We start from the raw sequence: 24,915 nt of genomic DNA on the forward strand, positions 1-24,915 counted from the left end.
ATACCGCACGAATTCGTGGGGCAATCCGAAATGAAGGAGGCCAGATGGCCAGCACGCTCTTTTCGCCGATCACCCTGCGGGGTCTGACGATCCCCAACAGGATCACGGTCGCTCCCATGTGCCAGTATTCAGCCGTGAACGGCGTTCCACAGGACTGGCACATGGTGCATCTGGGGCAGTTCGCCCTCTCCGGTTCGGGCCTGATCTTTACCGAGGCAACCGGTGTCGAGCCTGACGGGCGGATTACGCTTGGCTGCACCGGACTCTATGATGATGCCACGGAAAGCGCCTTTAAGCGTATCGTATCATTCATGAAATCCGCAGGTGAGATGGCCGTCGGCATCCAGCTGGGCCACGCAGGCAGGAAAGGCAGTACAATCGAGCCATGGCTTGGCGGCGGCATGATCGAGGGGGAGGGGGCGTGGCACCCTCAGGCGCCGTCAGCGGTGCCCTACCTTCCCGGATGGCCCGCTCCTGACCCGATGGATGCCGCGGATATGGACCGTATCAAGCAGGCATTCGTACAGGCCACGCGTCGGGCGGATCGCGCCGGTTTCGACATCGTTCAGGTGCATGTCGCACACGGATATCTGCTGCATCAGTTCCTGTCTCCGCTCACCAATATGCGGACCGACGGATATGGCGGCGGCCTTGAGGGGCGTATGCGCTATCCACTTGAGGTTTTCAAAGCGGTGCGCGATGCGTTTCCAAAGGAAAAGCCTGTGATGGTGCGCCTCTCCGCCACGGACTGGATTGAAGGCGGATGGGATATCGACCAATCGATCGCTTTCTGCCGCGCGCTCAAGGATATGGGCTGCGACATGGTGGATGTTTCCTCAGGTGGCCTGGATCAGGCGCAGCAGATCGTGGCCGGACCGGGATATCAGGTCTATTTCGCCGCCCGCATTCGGGCCGAGAGCGGGATGGCGACGATGGCGGTGGGGCAGATCACGGACCCTGTTCAGGCCGAAACGATCCTGCGCACGGGGCAGGCGGACATGGTCGCGCTTGCCCGTGGTATGTTATGGGATCCACGGTGGACGTGGAAAGCAGCCGTTGCACTGGACGAAGAGATTGCCCTTCCGGCGCCTTACGCGCGGTGCAATCCAAAGCTGCGCGCAACGCCGTTTGTATCGAGGAAATAAAGCATGGGCACACTCTCGGGAAAGACCGTGATCGTAACGGGGGCATCGAAAGGGATTGGTGCCGCAACCGCCGCCGCGATGATCGACGCAGGCGCGACTGTCCTTGCCCACTATGGCGGCGACCGTGCAGGTGTCGAGACGGCGACCGCCGGTGCCAAGCCGGGTCAGGTGACGCTCTTGCAGGCCGATTTTGCGGATATGGACGCGGTGGACGCGTTCTGGGACGAGGCGGTTGTGGCGGCCGGCGGTCAGATTGACGTGCTGGTCAACAATGCCGGAATCATGCGGCAATCCGGCGGTATCGAAGACTCGATTGAGGCGTGGGATGAGGCGTGGACGCGCTCCATGGCCGTCAATGTGCATGCGCCCGCGCGTTTACTGCGTCACGCGGTGCGCGATTGGCTGAGCGCGGAGGCAGGCGGTTCCGTGATCGCCATTGGCAGCTGGGTGACGACGCGCGGCACGGCCAACCCGGGTGCAATCTCCTATGCCGCGTCCAAAGCGGCCATCGCGGCGGCGACCAAAACCGTGGCGCGGAACTATGCCGCGCACGGTATTCTGGCGTACGTCATCGCGCCGGGCGTGGTCCGCACCCAGATGTCTGTCGACAGTGCCGCCAAAACAGGCGGGGAGGATGCGGTGACCGCAACCCTGCCGATGGGAGAATGGGTGCCGCCATCGGACATCGCGGAAATGGCCGTCTTTCTTGCCGAGGGCCGGGCGCGGCACCTCACGGGTGCCACGATCGACCTCAATGGCGCGGCCTATATCCGATGAGCCGGCGCAGATGAGCCTATTCGGCCGCCACGGCGCGCGCCTCGATTTCATCGACGATGGCGTCGAGCTCCTGCATCAAAGGCACCATCCTGGCCACACGGTCGCGCCCTTCCGCACCAAGGCTTTCAAAGGTGGTGATCGGCGCGCGCACGTCCCCGAGGGGATGCCCCGCCGCCGCCGCCAGCGCCTTGGAATAGCATTGGTGACCATAAAGCGGGTGCCCGTCCGTAATGATGGCATCGAACTTGGTGATGACGGACTGAACCGCCCAGACGTCGTCCCAGCGTTCCTGTTCGGCCCATTCAACAAACTTGACCGAGGCGCGCGGGATGTAGTTGCCATAAGGGTTCACATAGCCTTTTGCACCCATCTTGTAGCTCTCAAGAATACGTTGCCCGGCCCAGGGTATCATATGGCCGTCGCTTTCAACGAGAATATCGTGAATACGTTCAATGCGTTGCGAGGCTTCCTTGATGTAGCGGATTTGCTCAAAGCTTTTGGCCAGATGGCCGACCAGCTTGGCGGACATATCCACGTTCGATGTGAAGGGATTGTTGTAGAGCATGATCTGCAGGTCCTGCGCCTCGCAGATCGCGCGGTAGTATTCAAAAATCTCGTCCTCGGTCGGTGTGTAGTAATAGGGCGGAATGATCATCAGCCCGTCGGCGCCGAGGTCTTCGGCTTCCCTGGAATACCGCACCGCGTTGGGCGTGTAGGCGTTCATGGTGCCGACCCAGACGACCATCCGTCCGTTTACATAATCAACGGTATGTTTGACAAAGGCGGTGCGTTCGGCATCGCTGACGGTCAGGAATTCGCCCGTGGTGCCAAGGATGATCACCCCCGGCACGCCGCAGCTGACCTGCCAGTCAAGGAACCCCTCCCAGGCCTCGTAATCAATCTCTGCGCCGCCCGGCGTGAACGGCGTGACGGTAACGGTGTGGCTGCCGGAATAGGTGGGTCTCATCCTTTGGTCCTTTTCGAGAGAGGCGCGGCATGACCCGCGTGGATGTCGTGGTGATTGGGGGGGGTATCGTCGGCCTCATGACCGCATGGCATCTGGCGCGCGAAGGCGCGCGTGTGGCCTTGCTGGAGGCAGGCGATCTGGGCGCGCAGGCGTCTGGGGCGAACGCCGGGTCGTTGCACTTGCAGATCCAGTATCCCGAATTCGCAAAATACGGTGAAGGCTGGGCGCGCGCCTATGCCCCCACATTGCGGTTTCTGGAGGCATCGATTGGGATGTGGCAGGATCTTGGGCAGGAGGTGGGCGAAGACCTCGACGTCAGGCTGGGCGGCGGCATCGTCGTCGCGCGTGACCCGGCCCAGATGCGGTTGATCGAAGCGAAGGCCCGGATCGAGGCCAGCGTCGGTGTCGAGACGCAGATTCTGGATCGCGATGCTTTGCTGGCACTTGCGCCCTATCTTTCCGACAAGGCGATCGGAGGCGGGTATTGCGCGGGCGAGGGCAAGGCCAATCCGCTGCGTGCCACGCCGGCCATTGCCCGCACAGCCGAGGCCGAAGGTGCGACGGTACACTGCAATGCGCCCGTGACAGGGCTTGCTGGCCGGGCCGGGGCATTTGTCGTGACGACCCCGCAGGGCAGGTTGCAGGCGGATAAGGTCGTCAACACGGCGGGTGCCAAAGCGGCCAAAATTGCCGCGATGCTGGGGATGCAGATCGACATTGGCGGCTTTCCCCTGCAGGTCACGGTGACCGAGCCGATTGCCCCGCTGATCCCGCACCTTGTCTATTCGGCGGCTGGAAAACTGTCTCTGAAACAGGCCGCGAATGGGGGGTGCATCATTGGCGGTGGCTGGTCTGCGGATGTGCGCAGCCACGGTGGGCTTGCAACCAACCCGGTCAACTTTGCCGGTAACATGGCGATGGCGGCAGGCGTCGTGCCGCGCCTGGCGCAGGCCCGCACGATCCGAAGCTGGACGGCCTGGGTCAATGGCACGCCTGACTGGCGCCCGATCATTGGCGAAGCGCCAGACATCCCTGGCTTTTACCTCGCGCTCTTTCCATGGGTTGGCTTCACCGCCGGTCCGATGACCGCACGCGTGATTGCCGATCTGGTGATGGGCCGTGCCCCCGCCATCGACCTCACCGGGATTTCCGTTCTGGCGGACTGACGTCACCCGGCCCATCGCTCAGGCCACATCTTCTGCCTTGGAGGCACCGCGTATTTTGCGCTGGTACGCGCGCCATGTCATCGCCCATCTGGCAGGGTCTTCGAATGCATCGCCCCTGACCTGCGCGATGGCCTGATTGTGGGGCGCCGTCTTGACCATATCGGGATCTGTACGCGCCTCTTCGGCGATTTGCGCAATCACCCCGATCCAGGTGTCGATATCCTCCTTGGACCACAACTCGCCAGCCTCCGGTGTGAAGGGCTCGGCAACAATCCACGGCTCGTGGCTCATCCAATAGGGGTCGATGCCATAATCGGCCATGCGGTTGGCAAAATCGACAGTGCTGACCCCGGTTTCTTCGGTCAGGGGGCCGAGTGACCAGCGTGTCATTTCCATGCGGTGAATGTCGAGGGACGGGTTGGATATCTCCAGCCCCGGTATCTCGCCCAGTTTCTTGTCCATGTAGTTATTCGCGACAACCGAGATGTCCGAGGCCAGCTCGATGCCGTCCGCCCCCATGGCGCGCGACCACGCATAGGCTTTTACGACCTGCGGCACGTTCCCCCAGAATTCGCGCACCTTGCCCGCGGATTTCGGGCGGTCCTCGTCGAGGATGTAGCGATCCCCCTCCTTCACCACGACCGGGCAGGGCAGGTAGGGGGCCAGTGCGTCGGTACAGCCGTAAGCGCCCACAGCCGGACCGCCACCCGCCTTGGGCGCGCCGAAGGTTTTGTGCAGCATGAACATGCAGGCATCAAAGCCCAACTCGCGCGCCGACAGCTTGCCCATCACACCGTTGAAGTTGGCATGATCGTAAAAACACAGCGCGCCAGCCTCTTTGGCGACCTTGACCCATTCCTTGATCTCGGGATTGTAGATGCCCATGTCGTCGGGGTTGTTGATCATGATCAGCGCGGTCTTTTCGCTGACTGCGGCCTTGAGCGCGTCAAGCGAGGGATAGCCGTTTTCCTCCAGTGGCAGGTTCACGACCTTGAAGCCCGCCGCTGCCGCCGTGGCCGGATTGCACGGATGTGCCTGAACCGATGTCACCATCTCCGTGCGCTGACCCAGCATGCCGCGATCCTGCCAATAGGCCCGCGCGACCGCTGTCATGGTGTAGGCCGCATCCGCCCCGCCGCCCGCCTGGAATATGAACTGATCCATGCCGGACAGGCTGCGCAGGATACTGTCAAAGTCGTGAATGATCTCAAGCACACCCTGCAGGGTATCGGGATGCTGATAGGGGTGCACTTCGGCCAGTTCGGGGCGCAGCGTCGCGTATTCGGCGGTCTTCGAGTTGTACTTCATCGTGCAGGTGCCAAAGAGGCTGATGCCCATCATCCCCAGCGTCATCTGGCTGAGGTGGAGGTAATGCCTCTGGGCTTCGAACTCGGTGATCTCGGGCAATTCCGGGCGATCCTTGCGCGCCATGCCGCCGGGGATCAGATCCGTGCCGACAGCCTCGTTCACTTCGTCTTCTGGTGTGGGGAAGAGTTGCCCGCGTGCGCCGGGACGACCCATCTCCATCACAACAGGTTCGTTCCACTTGGCGGCGCGGAATTCGGGAATGCGGGTCATGACAAAACCTCCTTGAGCGTCTCGGCAAGCGTTCGGATGTCGGCAGCCGTGTGCACTTCGGTCACACAGTAAAGCGCGGACTGACCAAGCGCGTTGTCCTCGCCCGAGATGTCCTTGCCGCCAAAAATCCCCTGCGCGCGCAGCAGATCGTTGATCTCGGCCACCGTCTTGCCGGTGCCGTCGAAATTCACCACGAACTCCTTGAATGTCGTATCCGGCCAGACAATCTTTATGCCGGGAACCTCGGAGAGGCATTTTGCGGCGTAACGCGCCCGGGAAACGATCAGGTTGCCAAGTTCCCGAAACCCCTCGGGACCCAGAAGGCTCATGTAAACAGCGCCGGCGATCGCCCAGAGATAGGTGGAATTGCCTGTCCAGTCCTTGCCGTGTTCGCGTGAGCCATAGGAGTTCTGATGCGGGCAGGCCAATCCAAAGCCCACCTGACCCGGTTCCAGCGTCTCGACAATGGAAACAAGAAACCCGTTATATTCCAGAACGTATTTTTCCTCGTCGCGCGATGCGATGAAACCGCCGACGCCGCCGCCGCACTGCATATGCACGCCCAGGGGCTGTACTGGTCCGGTGACGATATCCGCACCGTAGTCGCCCGGCGCGGTCATCACGCCCAGCGATACCGGATCGACCCCGACAATGGTTTCCGCCCCTGCGGCGCGTGTCAGATGTGCGATTTCCGCAGCTTCGGTCTCGATGGTGCCCAGATAGGCGGGGTTCTCGAAGTAGACTGCGGCAACATCGCTGCCGAGCTTGGCGTGCAGGTCATTCAGATCCATACGCCCGGTTGTCGGGTCTGCGGCCACCATGACCACGTCGATATGGCTCTCCATTGCCGAGGGCTGGCAATATGTCTTGAGCACCGACAGCCGCTCCGGGTCGGACAGTTGCGAGACGATGACCTTGGAGCGGCCCGTGATGCGCTGCGCCATGCGGACCGCATGCCCAATGGCACAGCCCCACGAGTAGACGGGCAGTTGCACGACATCGAGATTCAGCAACGCGCCAAGCTGCGACGAAAACTCGAACCAGGCCTGATTGCGCCCGTGATCGGACTGGTAACTGCCCCAGACGTTCGTGGCGAATTCTGTTCGGCCGACGATCTCGTCGACGATGGCGGGCACGTGATGCTGCCAGACACCGGCCCCCAAAAAGCTGAGATTGGTTTCGCAATCCGCGTTCTTCTTCAGCTTGCTGACCAGATCCCGCTTCAGCTCGATTTCGGAAGACAGTGTTGGCGGCAGATCCAGCGGGGTTGTGCGGAAATGATCCTGTGGGATTTGCTCGAAAACCTCTGCCGCGGAGGTGGCACCGATCTCGTCCAGCATCGCCTGCATCGCGCCGGGGGCGGAATTTGCCATCCACGGATGTGCGCGTGTTGTGTCGGTCATCATGGGTCTCCTCGGTGTCGGCGAACGGTCAGCCGTAGCTGGTGCACAAATGTTCGCATATCGCACAACTCTAATCAACCAGAAGCAATGCGCATCATCATCTCGCGGTTGGCCCCTGTTGCGACGCGGACGAAACCCGTCAGTTCTGCATCCAGATCGGGGTCTCCAGTGTCGATCAGCAAGCGCGGATGCGCCAGCGAGGTCAGCTTATCCTCGGTTGCCAGAATAATCAGGCCATCGCGCCCCGCTTTCGCAATGAGCGCCGGCCCGATCTGCTGATTGCCACGGCCCAGCAGAAAGCCCTGTTGCCCGGTCACACCCAGAACGACACGCACGTCCCGACCCTCGGCCAGGGCGCACAATGCTGCGTCGTCTGCGTCCTGCGCCACGCGTTTGCGGTTCAGCAACGCGTCCACACCCAAAGGTGTCGCAGTGTGACCTGCTGCGCGCATGACGGACCCTGCGCTTGTACCCGGGCCGATGATGTAAAGCGTGCGGTCCTCCATGCCGTCTACGATGCCTCGCGCAGCGCTCGACAAAGCGCTGGCCGCGTCCTGTCGCGGTCCGCCCTTGGCCGCCTGCATCAGCGTACAAGAGACAGGAACGCGGGCGTAGCCGTAAAGCCGTGGCGCGAGAATGCCGCGCCGCAACGCCTCCTCGTCGATGTCCATCACCTCGGCGTCGTCAGCCCAGGTTATCCGGTCTGGCGAGGCGGTCAGATCGGCCATCATTGCGCCCGCTGACTGTGGTGAGACCGCAAAGACACCTGAATGCATCTTGACGCCGCATGGAATCCCAAGAAGAGCCGCACCCTCTGCGACACTCGCCACATCGCGCGCCGTGCCATCGCCACCGGCAAAGACGATGACGTCAAGCGCGCCCATCGCACGCACTGCTGCCTTGGTATCGCGGGCGGTACCTGTGAGGTTTGAGCCCGGCGTGATCACCGTGTCGAGGTCGAGACCGCGCGCCCAGTCTTCGCCCAGGGATCCGGCGGCAAGAATGATTTCGGCCCCCGGCACCCGGTCTGCCAATCGGCTCAGGGCAAGTCGCGCCCGCGCACCCGCTTTGGCCTGCGCGCCGCGTCGCAACGCTTCGGTCACCGTGCCCGGCCCGTCTGTGCCCTTGAGGCCGACAGCCCCGCCAAGCCCCGCAAATGGATTGACAACCAGTCCGATACGCATCGCTGTATTTGGCCCGTTAGCAGTTGCGTTTGCAACGGCAATTGAAAACAGGTGCCGAAAACCGCAAGGAGAAGAAATGCGTGTGGGACACCCCGACCACACCACACTTGGCCGCAAGGTGCCAATCCGTCGCCTGATTAGGGTCTGTGGCACATGGCCGGTCAGGCGAGGGACGGCAAACCCTGCGATCTGGATCATGCCGCCGAAGCGCTGCTGGAATAGGCCCGCTCCGGTTTCGACGGATTCGACATGGCCGATCACAAGGGCAGCTCAGAAATCGTGGCGGGCATGGTGTGCAGGGCGATGACCGAGGCGGGCGAGGTGCCGCCCACGATCCTGACGAGGTAACGTCCGCCCCCCGGACAAATGACGGCCGATGTGGTGCGCAAAGGTGTCGAGACGGCGCTGGAACGCCTGCAGATTGACTGCGTTGACGTGATGCAATTCCGTTGGTGGCAGTACCAGTCGCAGGACTACCTCGATGTGCTTGAACACCCGATGCGGTTGCGCAAAGAGGGGCTGATCGGTGAGATCGGGCCGGCGAATTTCGACGCCTCCCATCTGCGTATGCTGATCAAAGACAGGATCGAAATAGCTTCAAACCCGTTTTGTTTCTTCCTGCGCGACCGACGCCGCGCGCGACAATCATTGGCGCGCGTTTGGGCGAAGCCGAACACCGTGTCGACAGCCTGAACGCGCTTTCGCTGCAGTTCGACGCGGAAGATCGCGCCGCGATCAGGGCCGCGGTAAAGACGCTCGGCCGCGTTCCCGGCGATTGCGGCGACGAATACCACAAGCCACCGTGCCTGACCGCGTCGGGCGATCTGAGCGATCATCTGCATGCCTTGCCGCCGGTTTTTGGTGTCATTTCCGCGCCCGCACGCCCGAAGAAATCCCGCGCGCTGAGCGGATCTATCTATGAAGAAAAAGCGGGATTTGCGCGCGCACACCGCACCGGGACCTCTATCCGGGTCAGCGGCACGACGGCCACCGATCCCCATGGCAACCCCCTGTGCGCGGAAGACGTAAAAGGGCAGGCCGCGTATACCTTGGACAAGATACCGGCCGCGGTGGGATCGCTTTGGCGCGCGACCGAAGATGTGGTGCGCACCCGCATCTACCTGCGCGGTGCCGGGAACTGGCAGGCCGTGTCGCGTGTGCATGCCCGCTGTTTCAGGGGGGGTCTTCCGGCCAATACGCTGATCGGCGGCGTTCAGGTGATCGGGCCCTATGCCGTCGAAATCGAGGCCGAAGCCGACGTCGATCCAAGTTAATCGCGCCAAGACTCATCAGCTATTGACACACGGACAAAGTTTGCCGACGCTGAATGCGCACAAAAGTTCGTTTTGCGCACAATTCGGGCGAAGACCCAAATTCTTGGCCAAAGTCCTGACGTGGGCCAACCAACACGGGAGTTACGAGACATGATGAAAAGAAAGTTCCTAGCGGGCATTGCGGCGCTTGCGCTGGCGGCTACCACCTTTACCGGTGCGGACGCAAAGAGCCTTGATGAAATACTATCAGACGGCAAACTGCGTATCGGGATCAACCCGAATTTCCCCAACATGAGCACGCGCAACGATGCGGGGGAGTGGGTTGGCTTTGACATCGACGTGGGCAACGCATTGGCGGCCGCTATTGGCGTCGAGGTCGAATGGGTGCCGACAGAAACACCGCAGCGAGTGCCCTTCCTCGTCTCCGACCGTATCGACATCTCGTTGGGTGCCCTGACGCGCAACACCGAGCGCGCAAAACTGATTGACTACACAGTGCCTCTGCACACCGAAGTTCTGGCCGTTCTGACCACCGACAAGGTCGAGGGAAACAGCTGGCAGGATTTCGACAAGGATGGCGTGACGCTGGCCAACATGCGCGGCAACTGGACCGTTGACTGGATCGGTGAGAACATGCCGAACGTCGAGGTTGAACTGGTCGATACCCTCGCGGACACCGTGCGCCTTGTGGGGCAGGGACGGGCGGACGCCATTGTGGAGAACATCGATTTCTTCATGGCCTTCACCGAAAACTACCCCGATGTCGCGTGGCGCGTGGTCGAGAACCCGATCTTTGTGGCCTATTGCGCCATCGGCGTCAGCCAGGGCAACGAAAACCTGACGGAAGTGCTGAATATCGCGCTCTACAATCTGCATTCTTCGGGCATGATCAACGAAACCTGGGAGAAGCACTACGGCGCGCCGATGCTGCGGACCGTCGACCCTGTTCCGTATTTTTGATTGAGTAAAGCGATACGCCCCGGTTTTCTGACAGAAGTCCGGGGCGTATCCACACATAGAACCATATGGATTACAATTTTCAGTTCGGCGTCGTCTGGGACAATTTCCCGGCACTGCTCGAGGGGGCCTGGCTGACGTTTCAGCTCGGCTGCATTGCCTTTGGAGGCGGGGCGCTCATCGGGCTGATCTGTGCGGCACTCAAGACATACGGGCCATGGGCCATTCGGTTCCTGGTGGATTCCTATGTGGTGTTCATCACCAACACACCCGCGTTGATCCAGATCTATTTTCTCTACTTCGGTCTGCCCGAAGTGGGCCTGCGCTGGTCGAACGAGGCGTGCCTTCTGATCGGGCTGACGCTGAACGCCGGAGCCTACCTGACGCTGATTTTGCGCGCGGGGTTCCTGTCGGTGCGGATCACCGAAATCGAAGCAGGCCAGACGCTTGGCATGTCGCTGATCCAGCAGGTGCGCTACATCATCATCCCGCATATCGCCAAATCGATTTACCCCGCGCTTGCCAATTTCTTCATCGTTGTTCTGGTGATGGGCACATCCGTCGGCGCGCTGATCGGTGTCGACGAATTGACCGGTCAGGCGATCAACCTGTCCAGTGTCAACTATCGCTGGCTTGAATACTTTACAGTCGTCGCTGGCATGTATGTCGTGCTGACCTTCGTTGCCTCCATCGGTCTGGCGCTGCTGGGACGGTGGGCCTTCCGTGTCAAAGCGAGGATTTTCTGATGGAGCGTATCCTTGACCAGATACCGCGCTTTTTCTCGGGGCCCAATCTCCTCCTGCTGCTCGAATCTGCCGGCCTTACGCTGGCAATGACCCTGATGGGCTGTCTGATCGGCTTTGGGCTGGCGTTTGTGCTGGTCTACCTGCGCCAGACGCCGGGCCTTTGGGCGATGCCCTTGCGGTTGATCTGCATCCTCTATGTCGAGGTTTTTCGCCGTATTCCATTCATCGTCGTCGTGTACCTGGTGTTGTTTTTCATCCAGACAGTGACGCCAAATGCTTCGCTTTTCACCATCGCGGTGATTGCGATTTGTCTCTATGCCGTGGCCTATACGGCCGATATCATCCGCGGTGGGCTCGAAAGCGTGCCACGGGCGCAGGTCGAAGCTGCCGAGGCGATGAACCTGTCGCGGCTGCAGACCAACCTGCGCATTGTTCTGCCGCAGGCCTGGCCCGTCATCGTGCCGCCTGCCATCGCCTTTGCCGTCAGTTTCATCAAGGATACGGCGCTGGTCAGCCAGGTCGGTGTATTCGAATTAACGTTCCGGGGTAAAGAGCTGAATAATCAGGGGTATTCGGGCATTCTGGTGTTTGGAACCATCGCCCTTTGCTACTTCCTCATGTCGTTCCCGCTGAGCATGCTCGGCCAATATCTGGAGAAACGCCTTGCCACACCTCGCGGTCAACGACGTACGCGCAAAATATGGTTCACTTGAGGTTCTCAAGGGGATCACCTTCTCGATAGAGAAGGGCGAGATCGCGGCGCTTGTCGGGCCATCGGGATCGGGCAAATCCACGGTCCTGCGCGCCCTGATGGGGCTGACCCCGATCACCGGCGGCGCGGTCGATATCGCCGGGGAGACGATGAACTATTCCTCCGCCAAGGAAGTGCGCGCGGCACGGGACCGCATGGCCGTTGTGTTTCAGCAGTACAATCTGTTCCAGAATATGACCGTGATGCAGAACCTCACGCTCGCCCCGCTCAAGATCAAGAAGTGGGACAAGTCCGAGGTGATGTCGGAGGCGCGCAGGCTGCTTGGCCTTGTCGGGCTGTCGGACAAGGCGGAGGCCTATTCCGACCAGCTTTCGGGGGGCCAGCAACAGCGCGTGGCACTGGCGCGCGCGCTCGCTCTCAAACCGCAGATCCTGCTACTGGATGAGGTCACCTCGGCGCTGGATCCGGAACTGGTGAACGAGGTTCTCGACGCCATTCGCAAGCTGGCGGACGAGGGGATGACGATGGTCATCGTAAGCCACGAGATGGCCTTTGTGCGAGAGGTGGCCGACAAGGTCGTCTTTATGGACGCAGGTCAGATCATCGAGGCTGGTACCCCGGCCGAGCTGTTTGACACGCCCAAGACCGACCGTGCGCGCGACTTCTTCTCGAAAATCCTGCGCCATTGAACCTGCATCACCAAAGGGTATCGCCATGATCGAGTTCTTCTTCAATGCAGCCCCCAACCCGCTCAAGGTCAGCCTTTTTCTTGAGGAAAGCGGTCTGGAGTATCGCCCCGTACCCATCGACACCAAACGCGGTGATCAGCACACCGACGGTTTCCGCGCCATCAACCCCAACGCAAAAGTACCGGCGATCAGAGATGGCGAGACGACCGTTTTCGACAGCAATGCCATCCTGCTTTATCTGGCTGAAAAGACAGGTAGGTTTCTGCCTCCGGCCGCGCAGCGGGGGGAAATGCTGTCCTGGCTGATGTTCATTGCAACAGGTGTCGGCCCGTACTCGGGGCAGGCTTTTCACTTCCGCAACATGGCGCCCGAGCAGCTGCCCTATGCGATCAAACGGTATCATTTTGAAACCAACCGCCACTGGCAGATTATCGATGACCGGCTCAAGGGGCGGCAGTACATGATGGGCGACACATATACGATTGTGGATATGGCCGTCTGGGGGTGGGCGCCGCGTATTCCCTTCGTTCTTGAAGAACCGGATGCGTTCGAGCGTTTCACGAACATCAAGCGCCTTCTCGACAAGTTGGACGCACGCCCCGCCGCCACGCGTGCCCACGCGCTGTCAGAAACCCATGTCTTTCAGACCGAGATGGACGACACGGCGATGCGCAATCTCTACCCGCAGATCTTTGCCCCCGATGTGGTCTGAATACAGGATGGGGCCCGCGTCATCTGGTTTTAGGGTGTGACCATGAAAAGAGAGCGACCATGACACAGACCTACATCAGTCACGACGATGCCATCGGTCTGATATCGTGGGAGAAAGCCATCGAAGCCCTGCGCAAGGGGCATCTGCGTCCCAGGGCCGAGGTTGCTGATATCTTTCTCGGGCCGTCGGACGCCACCTTGCTCAACCGCGCCGCTTACATCGAAGGGCTGGGGTATTCGGTCAAGGCCGTCACGGTTATGCGGGACAACGCGACCAGAGACCTGCCAACGACGCAAGGCGCGATGATGGTCTTTGAACCCCATGATGGCCGCCTCCGGGCCATGATCGACAGCCGTCTCGTGACCAAGATCAAAACGGTCAGCGACTCTCTTCTGGGGGCAAAACTGCTGGCGCGCCCAGAGAGCAAACGCGTTCTGATAATGGGAGCAGGGGTGATCGCAAGGGCTCTGGTACAGGCCTATCTCGAGGTGTTTCCGGGGGTGGAAAAGATTGCGATCTGGGCAAGGCGGCCCGCACAAGCGCACCAGATCGTGGATGATTTCTGCAATGCGGGTAGGGAGATCGTTGTGGCGCATGATCTGGCGTCATCTGTCGCGGCTGCGGACATCATCAGTTCGGCGACCATGGCGCGCACGCCCGTGATCAAGGGGGAATGGATATCTGCGGGCACGCATGTCGATCTGATCGGTGCGTTCAAGGCTGATATGCGCGAGGCGGATGATGCGCTGATGGCAAAAGGCGCGATATTTGTGGACAGCCGGGACACCACCCTTCATCACATTGGCGAATTGACGATCCCGCTTGCGGCAGGTGTAATCAGCGAAGCGGACGTCAAAGCGGAGTTCTATGATTTGATCGGCAGGGACCATCCGGGCCGTACTTCCGATGATCAGATTACCATCTTCAAGAACGGTGGTGGCGCACATCTTGATTTGATGATCGGCGACTACATCATAAAGGCGGTTGGGGACAGCGCATGACATCAGACAAACCCACCGCAACGGCCCTGGTGCCGGGTCAGGCAGATGCGGAGGTGCTTGCCTGCCAGGAAGGGCTCAGCTTTTGGGGCGGCGTTGATCCTGACACCGGGGTCATCATCGACGCGCATCATCCCGATCACGGTGCCTCGCTTGCCGGGCGCATTGTTCTTATGCCGACGTCTCGTGGCTCCTGCAGCGGCAGCGGCGTGTTGCTTCAACTTGCGCGCAACGGGCACGCCCCCGCGGCACTGGTTTTTCGCAAAGAGGAAAACATCCTTACGCTTGGCGCAATGATTGCAGAGCAGCTCTTTGACGCCCGGGTTGTTGTCCTGCGGTGCACAAGGGCGATCTATGACGATCTGGCAGGCGCGGACCGAGCGACGATCACACGCGATGAACTGCGCTTTGGTGGCCGTTCGATCTCCTTGGCCAAGTTGCACCCTGACATGCTGGCGTTGAATGACATGGATCGGCGCATGCTCGACGGGCAAGAGGGGGCGGCGCTTGAAGTGGCGATGACGGTCCTGTGCCTCATGGCCGCCGCCCAGGGTGCGCAGGATCTGATCGATGTGCGGCGCGGCCATATCGACGGATGCATTCTGGCCCATGATGCCAATCTGGATTTTGCCGAAAAGATGCAGCAGATGGGCGCCAGGACCCGCATTCCAACGACAATCAATGCGATTTCCGTCGACCGGGAAAATTGGCAATCACAGAATGTCGTGCCCGATTTTGGCAAAAAAGCCAGCCGTCTTGCGGACGCCTACGTCAAAATGGGAGCCCGGCCCACTTTCACCTGTGCTCCCTACCTGCTGGACGAGGGTCCGGTGCTGGGTGAAATGATCGGCTGGTCCGAGTCGAACGCCGTGATCTATGCAAATTCGGTGATCGGCGCGCGCACGGTCAAACACCCCGATTACCTCGATCTGTTTATCGCCATGACCGGACGTGCGCCCAACACGGGCGTCTATCTGGACGAGAACCGTGTGCCCGACCATGTCATCGATGTCACGCTGCCTGAAACCCATGATGATGCCCTATGGCCCATGCTGGGATGGCTGGCGGGGGTGAGATCGCCTAGCGGGGTTCCGGTTCTTACGGGCCTGAAAAAAGCCCAACCAACAGAGGATGACCTGAAGGCCCTATGTGCGGCCTTTGGGACGACGTCAGCGGCCCCCCTGATCCATCTGCGGGGCCACACGCCCGAAGGCGCGCTTGCTCCGCGCGATGGTCACGAACGGTCCGAAATCACGCCGACTGATTTGGCCGTGGTCTGGCGCGACTTCAACGCTGCCGACGCACAGGTCGATCTGGTTGCAATCGGCAGCCCGCACGCTTCGTTGACGGAGTGTCGGGCGTTCGCCGATCTCATTGCAGGACACACATGCAGCACGGACACGATCGTGACGGTCGGGCGTGACGTGCTGGCCGCAGCCCGTGCTGAGGGTATCGTGGAACGCCTGCGTGATGCGGGCGTTCGGATCATCCCGGATATCTGTTGGTGCTCCATCACGGAGCCGGTTTTCCCACCGGGTGCACAGGTGCTCATGACAAACTCTGGAAAATATGCGCATTACGCCAAAGGTTTGACAGGTCGTGGCGTGCGGTTCGGGGGGTTGGCGGACTGTGCGCATGCCGCGATCACCGGCACCGCTGCCGGCTGCCTTCCCGACTGGCTCTTATTGAAGACTTAGAAGCTCATCTTCGCGAGAAGGTCCGTGTCCATCGCCGCGTAAAAGACAGCTTTCAGTGTATCCCGGGCGACGGGGCGCGGCTGGCGCCACGGAACCCGTACCGGGATGCTGATTTCAGCAAACGGTGAGGGCAGGGCGCTGTTTCGATCTGCGCGCCCGGTACAGTCGGCCTTTAAGGTTGTCAGCCGCCACTTGATGGATGCCTGTTGAGATGTCCTGCAAGCCCATCTCAGCTTCTGAATTGGGCGAAATCGCGGCTCTTCAGCTGGTAACGACACTTGCCGTCACCGATGTGCCGTGGGATCGACCCGTTTGTGGACTAGCCTCACGAATAACGGCGCCATAATAGCGTCGCACCGTTGATTTCACAAAGACCTCGGCCAACCGGGTCGAACTGTTTCCACCAAAACCGGACAGTTTCGTGGCGGACGTCGATGCCGCATTCGTGAAGAAAGTCTTCCACGTTGCGGAGTGGGAGGGGAAATCGAGCGTAGAGTGTATCCGCCAGCCGAACAGTTTCGGGGCTTGCTCTGAAACAACGGAACGGAGAGCGTTTTGCTATCCAGCGAGGCAGCGACATCGCCCTGATCTACTCAAGCCAGCGTGTTTCGACGGTACCGAGCGCGGTACTCCGCTACGCAGTGAATGCCCGACGAAGTTCGCATTTCGAAGCGCACATATTTCTAGCAGCTTACTGACGAAGTCGAAGTGTTCTCTGGATTTGTACAAAAGTTTCAGCAAATCCCTCGCTTATAATCAGAACCAATTTATAATTGGTTCAAAAGCGTACGAATCGAATTGTGCTGGGGATGATTATTCGATGGCAATTGCGGCACCAACAGCGGGACAGGAGCTGGCGTCCGAGGATGCCTTGTTCGTAATGTCTGATCTGACACTGCGATTCAAAGGTCAGAAAAACGACGTTGTGCAGGGCGTTAACCTGCGCGTCAGGCGCGGAGAAGTTCTATGTGTCGTCGGCGAGTCGGGTTGCGGGAAAAGCGTCACATCAATGGCGATCATGGGATTGCTGCCCCCGAATTCAGCTCAGATTTCCTCAGGAAAAATGCGGATTTCGTCCGATGAGTGGGATTTGGTTACGGATCGTCTGCCTGCGGAGCTGCGTGGCAACAAGATTGCAATGATTTTTCAGGAGCCTATGACTTCGCTGAATCCCGCCTTTCGCATTGGCAACCAGATTGCCGAAGTTGTGCAGCGTCACCAGGGCGGTACCCGTGCTGCCTCGCTGGATCGTGCTGAAGAAATGCTTCAGCGGGTGGGCATTGCAAACCCAGGTCAACGACTGCGGGAATATCCGCACCAATTGTCCGGTGGTATGCGTCAGCGTGTCATGATTGCCATGGCATTGGCGAATGAACCGCAGATCCTTATTGCGGATGAGCCAACGACAGCGTTGGATGTCACCATTCAGGCGCAAATCCTTGACCTGATCGCAGACCTTCGGGACGAGACCGGGATGGGCACGATCATGATCACCCATGATCTCGGTGTTGTGGCCGAAATCGCCGACACCGTCGCAGTAATGTATGGTGGTCAGGTCGTGGAACAGGGACCGGTGGAGGAGGTGTTCCGCAATCCGCAACACCCCTACACAATTGGTTTGATGAGCGCGATGCCACGGCTTGATAAACCCGGCGAGCGGCTGGCTATTGTCCCCGGAACGGTGCCAACGATTTCCAACATGCCCGACGGATGCCGTTTCCGGACCCGCTGTGCTTTTGCCACTTCGTATTGTTCAAAGCGCCCATCACTGTCCGATATTGCACCCGATCACAGTGTCGCCTGCCATTATGCGCCCCTGGAAGCGCATGTGAGGGTCAGCGCATGAGGGATGATGTGATCCTCGAAGCAGTGGATGTGGTCAAACACTTTGGCGATGGTGGCAATTGGTTGTCGCCCAAGCCTCCGGTGCAGGCGGTCGATGGTGTGTCACTTGAAGTCCGGCGGGGAGAAACCTTTGCGATTGTCGGGGAGTCCGGCTGCGGAAAATCCACCCTTGCGCGTTTGCTGATGCGTCTGCTGGAACCGACAGAGGGTAGCGTGCTGTTCGACGGGGACGAGGTATCTCATGCGAAGGGCGAAGTGCTGAAGACCCTGCGCAGGCAGATGCAGTTCATTTTTCAGGATCCGTTTTCTTCGCTAAATCCACGCATGAGTGTGGGCAAGCTGGTTGGCGAACCCCTGGAAGTGCACGCGCCGGAGATGAGCACCGAGGACCGGCGCGCCAAGGTCGCGGAGTTATTGCGCAAGGTGGGGCTGCGGCCAGAACATGCCGGGCGCTATCCGCATGAATTCAGCGGCGGGCAACGTCAGCGGATCGGCATTGCCCGCGCGCTGGCCTCTGGCCCCAAGCTGATCATCGGGGATGAACCGGTGTCGGCACTGGACGTGTCGGTGCAGGCGCAGGTGATCAATCTGCTGGGCGATCTCAGTCGCGATCTGGGCCTGACACTGGTGATCATCGCGCATGATCTGGGGGTGATCCGCCATATGAGCGACCGCGTTGCGGTGATGTATCTGGGCCGGATTGTCGAGATTGGCACAGCTGAAGAGGTCTTTGCGACGCCGCTGCACCCCTATACGCAGGCGCTGCTTTCCGCGATCCCGTCCATTGACGGGGCGTCACGCGACAAGAAGTCCGGCGTGCTGGGCGAAATGCCCAGTCCGTCTGATCCACCACCGGGCTGCCGGTTTCACACCCGGTGCCTCCACGCTCAGGCGCGATGCAAATCCGAAAGTCCAAAGCTGCAGGGCGCCGACCATCAGGTCGCCTGCCATTTCTGGAAAGAGATTGCGACGCAGCCTGCCCCCGCCATACCGTCCCGCAGATCAGACGCGGCCGAAGCACGCTTCGCGCTTTATCGCGCGGCGACGACCGGCGGAACGGTTATTCACCATGACGAAACAGCAACCAAGAGGATCTGACCCATGACTCATTTGAAAACCGCGGTTTTTGCCGCATTGATGGGCGCAACAGCCCTGACAGCCGCACCCGGGTTTGCCAAGGATTTGCGCATTGCATTGCAATCGGACGCGGATGTGCTGGACCCGGACCAGTCTCGCACCTTCGTGGGGCGGATTGTCTATGCGTCCCTATGTGACAAGCTGGTGGACATCACGCCTGATCTGGAAATCATCCCGCAGCTAGCAACGGCATGGGAAACGTCCGATGACGGTAAAAGGATCACCATGCAATTGCGTGAAGGCGCTGTTTTCCATGACGGCACGCCCTTTAATGCGGAAGCCGTCGCCGCCAATATCGAACGCTCGCAGACCTTGGACGAGTCGCGCCGCAAGTCAGAGCTCAAGTCAATTACATCAACCGAGGTGACCGGCGAGTATGAGATCGTCCTCAATCTTGCCGGGCCGGATTCCACTCTGATCGCTCAGCTTGCGGATCGCGCCGGCATGATGATGTCCCCGACCGCAGCGGCCGAAGCGGGCGCGGATTTCGGCCTGAACCCTGTTTGTTCAGGACCGTTCAAATTCGAGGAGCGTGTGGCGCAGGACAAGATTGTTCTGAGCAAATTCGATGACTACTGGAACGCTGATGCGATCCACTTTGACAGCGTGACCTTCCTGCCGATTCCGGATACGACAGTTCGCCTTGCCAACCTGCAATCGGGTGACATCGACATGCTTGAGCGGCTCAATGCCACCGATTTGGCGCAGGCTGAAGCGGATTCGAATATCGTGGTCGACAGCGCAGTTTCGCTGGGATATCAAGCAATTACCTTCAATATCAACAATGGTGACAAGGGCGACAACCCCTGGGGAAATGACAAGCGGCTGCGCCAGGCGCTCAGTTACGCGATTGACCGTGAAGCGTTGAACCAGGTGGTGTTCGAGGGGGCCTTTGCGCCGGGGAACCAGTCGTTCCCGCCAACCTCGCCCTGGTACAACAAGGCGCTACCGGTTGAGGGGGCCGATGTCGAAAAAGCCAAAGCGCTTTTGGCAGAGGCCGGGTATCCTCAAGGTCTGGACCTGGAAGTTCAGGTGCCCAATTCGACCGAACCTCTTGCGGTCATGCAGGTGGTGCAGGCCATGGCCGCTCAGGCCGGGATAAACATCAAACTGACGTCGAAAGAGTTCGCCACCCTGCTCGCGGATCAGTCGGCGGGTGACTACACCGCCAGCCAGATCGGATGGTCCGGCCGGGTCGATCCTGATGGCAACAACCACCCGTTTGTCACGAGCGAGGGCGGCATCAACGACAGCAAGTTCTCGGATCCGAAAATGGATGAGTTGCTGAACGCCGCACGTGTCGCCGCAACCACAGAAGAGCGCAAGGCGATCTATGACGAAGCCAAGGTCATCATGCTCGACGAGTTGCCGCGCCTGTTCCTCTACCACGTCAAGTGGATCTGGGCCTACCGCGACAACATGAAGGGCTTTACGGCTTATCCCGATGGTATGATCCGCCTGGAAAACGTGACCTGGGAAGAGTGACCTCCGACACCGCGCCGCTGACACCGGCGGCGCGGTTTCTTCTCTTGTCAAGGGGCCTGTCATGCTGCGGTTTCTGATGCGGCGGGTGCTGATCGCACTCCCCACCATCATTCTGATCTCGATCTTCGTCTTTGCCCTGCAAAAGCTGCTGCCGGGCGACCCGCTGCTGGTGCTGGCGGGCGAGGAACGTGATCCCGAAGTGCTCGAATTTCTGCGCGAGAAGTACCGCCTGAATGACCCGATCCCGGTGCAATATCTGGCGTGGATCGGCAATGCGCTGCAAGGCGATCTGGGCACCTCGCTCAGGACCAATCAGCCGGTCACCGAGTTGATGGCACAGAAACTGCCGGTGACCATCCAACTCGCGACGATGTCAATGATCTTTGCCCTCGTGATCGGTATCCCGACGGGCATTCTGTCAGCGGTGAAAAAGGGCACGGTCACGGACTACGTGGCCAATGTGGTCGCCTTATCCGGTCTTTCCATTCCCAATTTCTGGTTGGGGATCATGCTGATCCTGCTGGTCTCGGTGAAATGGCAGTTGTTGCCCGCGTCGGGCTATGTGCCCTTGTCCGAAGATTTCTGGCAATCCATTCGCACGATGCTGATGCCCTCCTTCGTTTTGGGGACAGCATTGGCCGCAACGCTGATGCGACACACGCGCTCAGCGATGTTGGGCGTTCTGAGCGCTGACTATGTGCGCACCGCGCGCGCCAAGGGGCTCTCTGAACGTGTGGTGATCCTCAAACACAGTTTCCGGAACGCGCTGACCCCGATCGTGACGCTCACCGCGCTGCTCTTTGGCGAGCTGATCGCCGGTGCGGTTTTGACGGAGCAGATTTTTACCATCCCCGGCTTTGGCAAGCTCGTGGTGGATGCGGTGTTCAACCGTGACTATGCGGTGGTTCAGGGGATCGTGCTGGTCACCGCCGTCGGCTTCATCTTCATGAACCTGCTGGCGGACATGATGTATTTTGTTCTGAACCCGCGTCTGAGGGAGCAGTAAGATGCGAGACGCCGCCCCAACCGAGCTGACCTCAGATCCGGTTCTGACCGCCAAGCCTGAAAACCGTGTGTGGAAGAAGCTTCGTGCGCATCGCAGCGCGCTCCTGGGCGGCAGTCTTGTCATCTTCTTCGTTCTGATTGCTTTGGCCGCGCCTATTCTGCCGATCCCCGATCCGGCGGCGACCGATTGGGGCGCGGTGCGCAAAGCCCCCAGTTGGGCGCATTGGATGGGGACGGATGAAATCGGGCGCGATGTCATGGCACGCATGATCTGGGGCGCGCAGGCGTCATTGTTGGCGGGTGTGGTTTCGGTCGGCATAGCGGTGATCGCGGGCGTTCCCTTGGGTCTCGTGGCGGGCTACTTCGGCGGCTGGACCGATGCCGTAATCTCCCGCTGTACGGAAGCATTGCTGGCAGCACCCTTCCTGATCCTCGCCATCGCGCTCGCGGCCTTCCTTGGGCCGTCACTGACCAACGCGATGATTGCCATCGGGATTTCGGCCACGCCGATCTTTATCCGCCTGACGCGCGGGCAGGTGATCAATATCAAATCCGAAGACTACGTGGACAGTGCCCGGGCCATCGGCTTGCCAACCCATCGCATCCTAAGCCGATACATTCTGCCCAATGTCCTGCCGCCGATCCTTGTGCAGGCCACACTGACCATCGCGACAGCCATCATTGCCGAAGCCTCCTTGTCTTTTCTCGGACTGGGCCAGCAGCCACCGGCTCCCAGCTGGGGGTCGATGCTGAACACGGCAAAGAATTTCCTCAATCAGGCCCCCTGGATGGCGATGTGGCCGGGGCTGTCGATTTTCCTTGTGGTCCTGGGGTTCAACCTGCTGGGGGACGGGCTGCGTGATGCGCTCGATCCTCGTGAGCACTGAGGGGTCTGGAGTGTACATGTCCGAATTCACCACAAGACCCGAGATCAGAGGCACTTTTGGCGTGGCCACCTCGACGCATTGGATCGCGTCGGCGGTGGCCATGTCGATCCTGGAGAAGGGTGGCAATGCCTTCGACGCCGCCGTGGCCTGCGCCCTGACCCTGCAGGTGGTCGAGCCGCATCTGAACGGCCCGGCAGGCGACATGCCGGCGATTTTCCATTCCGTAAAGACGGGTAAAACCGAAGTACTGTGTGCGCAAGGCGTGGCACCGGCTGCCGCCACCATCCCGCATTACCGGGCGCAGGGGCTGACGCTGGTGCCGGGGTCCGGCCTGCTGGCCACCGTGGTTCCCGGAGCCTTTGATGGCTGGATGTTGATGCTGCGCGATCATGGCACAATGGGTCTGCGCGAGGTCATGCAACCCGCGATCGACTATGCCCGCGACGGGCACCCGGTATTGCCCAGAGTAGCAGATACGATTGCGGGTCTGGCCGACTTCTTTGCAACGGAGTGGCCCAGCTCGGCCGAGGTCTGGACACCAGGCGGACGGGCGCCCGAAGCGCACAGGCTTTTCAGAAATCCCGATCTGGCCGCAACCTATGACAGGTTGGCGGCGTCCGAAGGCGGCACGCGCGACGCGCGGATCGACGAGGCCCGGCGTCAGTGGCGTGAAGGTTTCGTGGCAGATGCGATCTTTGCGTATCTTGAGGACGCCCATGTAATGGATGTGTCGGAGGCCCCGCATGCCGCGGTGTTGGCGCCAGCAGACATGACGGCCTGGCGCGCAACTTACGAAGACACGCTGAGCTACAGGTACCATGGCTGGACCGTGCACAAGACCGATGCCTGGAGCCAGGGGCCGGTGATGCTGCAAGCGCTGGCGATCCTCAAGGGGTTCGATCTGGGCGCGATGGATCCGAACGGCGCGGAGTTCGCGCACATCGTGATCGAGGCGATGAAGCTCGCCTATGCGGATCGGGAGGCTTACTATGGTGATCCGGCCCATAGCGACATCCCGATGGCGGTGCTGTTGAGCGATGCTTACAACATGGAGCGCCGCGCGCTGATAGGCAGCAAAGCGTCGCTGGCGCAGCGTCCGGGCCGGGTGCCCGGGTTTGAGCACCTGGCGGATGCTTACATCGAACGCTGCCAGCGCGACTTCAATGTGGGTAACGTGACGGCGCAGGAACCCACCATGTCCCACCTGACCGAAAAGCGCGGCGATACAGTGCATCTTGATATCATCGACCGCTGGGGCAATATGGTGGCGGCCACCCCGTCGGGCGGCTGGCTGCAAAGCAATCCGGTTATTCCGGGTCTGGGGTTTCCGCTCAATTCAAGGGCCCAGATGTTCTGGCTCGACGAAGGTTTGCCCACATCGCTTGCCCCCGGTCGCCGCCCGCGAACCACGCTGTCGCCAAGTCTTGCCGAGAAGGATGGCGTCCGGCTGGTCTTTGGCACGCCCGGTGGAGACCAGCAGGATCAGTGGCAGTTGATCTGGTTCCTGCGCTTTGTCCACTTCGGTCTGGGTTTGCAGCAAGGTATGGATGCGCCCCTGTTCCACTCTATGCATTTCCAGGGGTCGTTCTTCCCGCGCGAAGTGCGTCCCGGCGAGATGATGATTGAACCCGATGTGGGCCCGGATGCTATCGCGGAGCTGCGTGCACGGGGTCACAAGGTAACGGTGGCGGAGCCTTGGACGGTGGGGCGGCTGACGGCGGCTTTGCGAGAAAAGGATGGCCTGCTGCGGGCGGCGGCGACACCGCGCCTGATGCAAGCCTATGCGGTGGGCCGATGACCTGGTCGCTGATTGCACGGGACGCGGAGGGCAGTGTCGGCCTGATCGTGGCGAGCAAGTTCTTCGCCTGCGGTGCGGTGGTGCCTTACCTGTGCGCACAAGGTGCTGTTGCCAGTCAGGCGTTCTGCAATCCGGTTTGGGGCACAGAAGGGCGCGACCGGCTGAATGCCGGCGAACCTGCCAGGGCGGTACTGGCGGATCTGGTCGCGCGGGATGAAGGCCGCGCTATTCGTCAGGCCCATATGATGGACGCGGCAGGTGATTTCGCCGCCCATACCGGTGCGGATTGCGTGGAATGGGCCGGGCATCTGCAGGGACACGACCACTCGGTTGCGGGCAACATGCTGGCAGGGCCGGGGGTGCTGCGCGCCACCTCGGAGGCTTTTCAGGCAGGGGCCGATTTACCCTTTGCCGAACGCCTGATCGTCGCGATGCAAGCTGGTGAGGACGCTGGCGGGGACAAACGGGGGCGTCAAGCCGCCGGTCTGGTGATCCATCGCGGTGAGGCCCATCCCTGGCTCGACCTGCGCGCGGATGATCATGCTGATCCTCTGGCCGAGTTGTCGCGTCTTTGGAGCGTGGCGCAGGAGCGATACGTGCATTTCGCCAAGGGCATGCCGACAGCGGCACGTTTCTCGGGCGTGCCCACGCGGGACGAGATTGATGCCGACATTGCAGCCGCCGAGGCACGCAGAAAGGCCCGCGGAAAGACCAGCCAGTCACATGCGGTGGAGTACTGAAATGAGGGAGGTG

The 24,915-nt window shown here is 60.6% G+C and carries 23 protein-coding genes and 1 pseudogene; 19 read left to right on the top strand and 5 right to left on the bottom strand.

Annotated features, from left to right (window positions below; translation table 11 throughout):
- Positions 1 to 44 precede the first annotated feature (44 nt).
- Positions 45 to 1,145 (top strand): NADH:flavin oxidoreductase/NADH oxidase, encoded by a 1,101-nt coding sequence (locus tag KX928_RS11505; protein ID WP_219502231.1) that lies wholly within the window; start codon positions 45 to 47, stop codon positions 1,143 to 1,145.
- 3 nt (positions 1,146 to 1,148) lie between these two features.
- Positions 1,149 to 1,922, top strand: coding sequence for an SDR family NAD(P)-dependent oxidoreductase (locus KX928_RS11510; protein WP_219502232.1), 774 nt, complete (start codon positions 1,149 to 1,151; stop codon positions 1,920 to 1,922).
- Between the two features lie 16 nt (positions 1,923 to 1,938).
- Here the strand turns inward: KX928_RS11510 and KX928_RS11515 are convergent, their stop codons facing one another.
- The gene (locus KX928_RS11515; RefSeq protein ID WP_219502233.1) at positions 1,939 to 2,889 is read right to left on the bottom strand and encodes a dihydrodipicolinate synthase family protein; all 951 of its coding nucleotides are present in this window, start codon (positions 2,887 to 2,889) and stop codon (positions 1,939 to 1,941) included.
- Between the two features lie 29 nt (positions 2,890 to 2,918).
- Here KX928_RS11515 and KX928_RS11520 point away from each other — a divergent pair, with 29 nt between their 5' ends.
- On the top strand, positions 2,919 to 4,055 hold the full coding sequence (locus KX928_RS11520) for an NAD(P)/FAD-dependent oxidoreductase (protein WP_219502234.1): 1,137 nt from the start codon (positions 2,919 to 2,921) through the stop codon (positions 4,053 to 4,055).
- An 18-nt stretch (positions 4,056 to 4,073) separates the two neighbouring features.
- On the opposite strand, the gene gcvPB is transcribed toward KX928_RS11520, so the two are convergent.
- The 3 genes from gcvPB to KX928_RS11535 all read right to left on the bottom strand — a co-directional run bounded on the left by gcvPB (position 4,074) and on the right by KX928_RS11535 (position 8,220).
- On the bottom strand, positions 4,074 to 5,633 hold the full coding sequence (gcvPB, locus tag KX928_RS11525) for an aminomethyl-transferring glycine dehydrogenase subunit GcvPB (RefSeq protein WP_219502235.1): 1,560 nt from the start codon (positions 5,631 to 5,633) through the stop codon (positions 4,074 to 4,076).
- Positions 5,630 to 7,036: an aminomethyl-transferring glycine dehydrogenase subunit GcvPA gene (gcvPA, locus tag KX928_RS11530; RefSeq protein WP_219502236.1), complete on the bottom strand. Its 1,407-nt coding sequence runs from the start codon at positions 7,034 to 7,036 to the stop codon at positions 5,630 to 5,632. Before gcvPA ends, gcvPB begins: the two co-directional genes overlap by 4 nt.
- Before the next feature lie 74 nt (positions 7,037 to 7,110).
- On the bottom strand, positions 7,111 to 8,220 hold the full coding sequence (locus tag KX928_RS11535; protein WP_219502237.1) for an ATP-NAD kinase family protein: 1,110 nt from the start codon (positions 8,218 to 8,220) through the stop codon (positions 7,111 to 7,113).
- A 366-nt stretch (positions 8,221 to 8,586) separates the two neighbouring features.
- Between KX928_RS11535 and KX928_RS11540 the strand changes: the two genes are divergently transcribed.
- From KX928_RS11540 to lhpI, 9 genes are all read left to right on the top strand, one after another.
- Positions 8,587 to 8,913: an aldo/keto reductase gene (locus KX928_RS11540; RefSeq protein ID WP_219502238.1), complete on the top strand. Its 327-nt coding sequence runs from the start codon at positions 8,587 to 8,589 to the stop codon at positions 8,911 to 8,913.
- Positions 8,880 to 9,494: a Rid family hydrolase gene (locus KX928_RS11545; protein WP_219502240.1), complete on the top strand. Its 615-nt coding sequence runs from the start codon at positions 8,880 to 8,882 to the stop codon at positions 9,492 to 9,494. The genes KX928_RS11540 and KX928_RS11545 overlap by 34 nt, the downstream gene beginning before the upstream one ends.
- Before the next feature lie 150 nt (positions 9,495 to 9,644).
- The gene (locus tag KX928_RS11550; RefSeq protein WP_219502241.1) at positions 9,645 to 10,454 is read left to right on the top strand and encodes a transporter substrate-binding domain-containing protein; all 810 of its coding nucleotides are present in this window, start codon (positions 9,645 to 9,647) and stop codon (positions 10,452 to 10,454) included.
- Positions 10,455 to 10,519: 65 nt separating this feature from the next.
- Positions 10,520 to 11,197 (top strand): amino acid ABC transporter permease, encoded by a 678-nt coding sequence (locus tag KX928_RS11555; RefSeq protein ID WP_219502243.1) that lies wholly within the window; start codon positions 10,520 to 10,522, stop codon positions 11,195 to 11,197.
- Positions 11,197 to 11,910 carry an amino acid ABC transporter permease gene (locus tag KX928_RS11560; protein ID WP_219502244.1) on the top strand — a complete coding sequence of 238 codons (714 nt, stop codon included), beginning with the start codon at positions 11,197 to 11,199 and terminating at the stop codon, positions 11,908 to 11,910. Before KX928_RS11555 ends, KX928_RS11560 begins: the two co-directional genes overlap by 1 nt.
- Positions 11,861 to 12,598, top strand: coding sequence for an amino acid ABC transporter ATP-binding protein (locus KX928_RS11565; protein WP_219502245.1), 738 nt, complete (start codon positions 11,861 to 11,863; stop codon positions 12,596 to 12,598). The genes KX928_RS11560 and KX928_RS11565 overlap by 50 nt, the downstream gene beginning before the upstream one ends.
- 25 nt (positions 12,599 to 12,623) lie before the next feature.
- Positions 12,624 to 13,310, top strand: coding sequence for a glutathione S-transferase family protein (locus tag KX928_RS11570; protein WP_219502246.1), 687 nt, complete (start codon positions 12,624 to 12,626; stop codon positions 13,308 to 13,310).
- Positions 13,311 to 13,369: 59 nt separating this feature from the next.
- Positions 13,370 to 14,311 carry an ornithine cyclodeaminase family protein gene (locus KX928_RS11575; RefSeq protein ID WP_219502247.1) on the top strand — a complete coding sequence of 314 codons (942 nt, stop codon included), beginning with the start codon at positions 13,370 to 13,372 and terminating at the stop codon, positions 14,309 to 14,311.
- Entirely contained in the window at positions 14,308 to 16,005 is a 1,698-nt protein-coding gene (gene lhpI, locus KX928_RS11580; protein WP_219502255.1) for a cis-3-hydroxy-L-proline dehydratase, read from the top strand. Before KX928_RS11575 ends, lhpI begins: the two co-directional genes overlap by 4 nt.
- Positions 16,006 to 16,387: 382 nt before the next feature.
- Here lhpI and KX928_RS24030 read toward each other — a convergent pair.
- Positions 16,388 to 16,567: pseudogene (locus KX928_RS24030) on the bottom strand (IS6 family transposase); the annotation flags it as partial.
- A 318-nt stretch (positions 16,568 to 16,885) separates the two neighbouring features.
- Between KX928_RS24030 and KX928_RS11585 the strand changes: the two are divergent.
- The 7 genes from KX928_RS11585 to KX928_RS11615 all read left to right on the top strand — a co-directional run bounded on the left by KX928_RS11585 (position 16,886) and on the right by KX928_RS11615 (position 24,902).
- Positions 16,886 to 17,851: an ABC transporter ATP-binding protein gene (locus tag KX928_RS11585; protein WP_219503791.1), complete on the top strand. Its 966-nt coding sequence runs from the start codon at positions 16,886 to 16,888 to the stop codon at positions 17,849 to 17,851.
- Positions 17,848 to 18,948: an ABC transporter ATP-binding protein gene (locus tag KX928_RS11590; RefSeq protein WP_219502258.1), complete on the top strand. Its 1,101-nt coding sequence runs from the start codon at positions 17,848 to 17,850 to the stop codon at positions 18,946 to 18,948. Before KX928_RS11585 ends, KX928_RS11590 begins: the two co-directional genes overlap by 4 nt.
- A gap of 3 nt (positions 18,949 to 18,951) precedes the next feature.
- Complete coding sequence (locus tag KX928_RS11595) at positions 18,952 to 20,472, top strand: ABC transporter substrate-binding protein (protein ID WP_219502259.1); 1,521 nt, start codon at positions 18,952 to 18,954, stop codon at positions 20,470 to 20,472.
- A 61-nt stretch (positions 20,473 to 20,533) separates the two neighbouring features.
- Positions 20,534 to 21,478 (top strand): ABC transporter permease, encoded by a 945-nt coding sequence (locus tag KX928_RS11600; protein ID WP_219502261.1) that lies wholly within the window; start codon positions 20,534 to 20,536, stop codon positions 21,476 to 21,478.
- Between the two features lies 1 nt (position 21,479).
- A complete protein-coding gene (locus tag KX928_RS11605; RefSeq protein ID WP_219502263.1) occupies positions 21,480 to 22,364 on the top strand; it encodes an ABC transporter permease in 885 nt (294 codons plus the stop codon).
- Between the two features lie 16 nt (positions 22,365 to 22,380).
- Positions 22,381 to 24,162: a gamma-glutamyltransferase family protein gene (locus KX928_RS11610; protein WP_219502264.1), complete on the top strand. Its 1,782-nt coding sequence runs from the start codon at positions 22,381 to 22,383 to the stop codon at positions 24,160 to 24,162.
- Complete coding sequence (locus tag KX928_RS11615; protein WP_219502266.1) at positions 24,159 to 24,902, top strand: DUF1028 domain-containing protein; 744 nt, start codon at positions 24,159 to 24,161, stop codon at positions 24,900 to 24,902. The genes KX928_RS11610 and KX928_RS11615 overlap by 4 nt, the downstream gene beginning before the upstream one ends.
- Positions 24,903 to 24,915 lie beyond the last annotated feature (13 nt).

This window comes from Roseobacter insulae (assembly GCF_019375555.1).
Taxonomy (GTDB): Bacteria; Pseudomonadota; Alphaproteobacteria; order Rhodobacterales; family Rhodobacteraceae; genus Roseobacter; species Roseobacter insulae.